General features: G+C 38.1%; 1 protein-coding gene and 2 pseudogenes. All 3 read left to right on the top strand.

Annotation, left to right across the window (positions count from 1 at the left end; all coding sequences use genetic code 11):
- Positions 1-191 (top strand): annotated as a pseudogene (locus tag PX482_RS06750) (hypothetical protein); the annotation flags it as partial.
- Entirely contained in the window at positions 104-943 is an 840-nt protein-coding gene (locus tag PX482_RS06745) for an Rpn family recombination-promoting nuclease/putative transposase (RefSeq protein ID WP_502846659.1), read from the top strand. The pseudogene PX482_RS06750 and the gene PX482_RS06745, both read left to right, overlap by 88 nt.
- Positions 944-991: 48 nt before the next feature.
- Positions 992-1,171, top strand: a pseudogene (locus tag PX482_RS06740) (hypothetical protein); the annotation flags it as partial.

Below are 1,171 nucleotides of genomic sequence, written 5' to 3'. Positions count from 1 at the left end.
GAACCCTTATAGAGAAAGGCATTTAGCGATTTTTGTCAATTGTTTTTGCTCTAGAGCGAACTAATCAATTAAATCTCTTGCCAGATAAGGATTTAGTCGATTTATGCCCCCATATCGAACCATACCAAGTCCCGAAGAGCCAGAAGTATTTACCGATGTCACGGAAGGAGAAAGACATGAAAGCGATTTAGTCGCACAGGTTAAGTTTCGCGGAAAAGAATCGTTTTTTCTGATTCATGTAGAGGCGCAGGAAAGTTCCCGCAAGTGGTTTAACCGGCGAATGTTTACTTATTTTGCTCGCTTTCATGAGAAATTTGTCTTACCGATTTATCCGATTGTCATTTTCTCTTATTCAAAGCCAAAAAGAGCAGCGATTAGTCAATATGTAGTCGATTTTCCCGATTTAAAAGTCTTAGAATTTAATTATCAAGTAGTGCAGTTAAATCGATTAAATTGGCGAGATTTTCTCAATCAAACGAATCCAGTTGCTTCAGCTTTGATGGCGAAGATGAACATTGCCGAGAAAGAGCGAGCTAAGGTGAAGGCGGAATGTCTGCGCTTGTTAATCACTTTAAGGTTAGATGCGGCGAGAATGCAATTGATTTCTGGATTTATTGATACTTATCTCAATCTAAATCCGGTGGAAGAGAGACAATTTCAAGAAGAGATTAGCACATTTAGTCAACCCGTACAGGAGGGAGTTATGCAAATTACCACCAGTTGGATGCGTCAAGGTATCGAACAAGGTATCGAACAAGGTATCGAACGCGAAAAGACATTGATTCTTCGTCAAATTAAACGCAAGTTAGGGGAGATTAATCCTTCCTTAGAAACTAAAATTATGCAGTTAAGTATTGATGATGTCGAAGTATTAGGAGAAGCTTTATTCGATTTCTCAACGGTTGAAGATTTAATCAATTGGTTAAATACTTTAACTGCTTAGTTTGTGTTAGCCATCACCTTCTGACAACAACCCACTAAAATTGTCATAATGAAACAGACAACCGCCAATTATGATGAACCCTGGAAAGAAGCATTAACCGAGTATTTTGAAGCGTTTTTATACTTCTTCTTTCCTGAAGTTCACCAACTAATTGATTGGACAAAAATTCCCGAATCTCTGGAAAAAGAACTCAAACGGATTACCGCTTCAGCAAAGACAAAAAAACGT

The organism is Microcystis sp. M53602_WE12 (assembly GCF_030065455.1).
GTDB classification, from domain to species: Bacteria; Cyanobacteriota; Cyanobacteriia; order Cyanobacteriales; family Microcystaceae; genus Microcystis; species Microcystis aeruginosa.
The sequence above is the reverse complement of the archived record's forward strand: the minus strand, read 5'-3'. Positions and strand labels throughout refer to the sequence as shown.

What these genes read in the sequence shown, in the direction of transcription:
- PX482_RS06745 (WP_502846659.1), top strand. Translation starts at nt 104, where the DNA reads ATGCCCCCATATCGAACCATACCAAGTCCCGAAGAGCCAGAAGTATTT.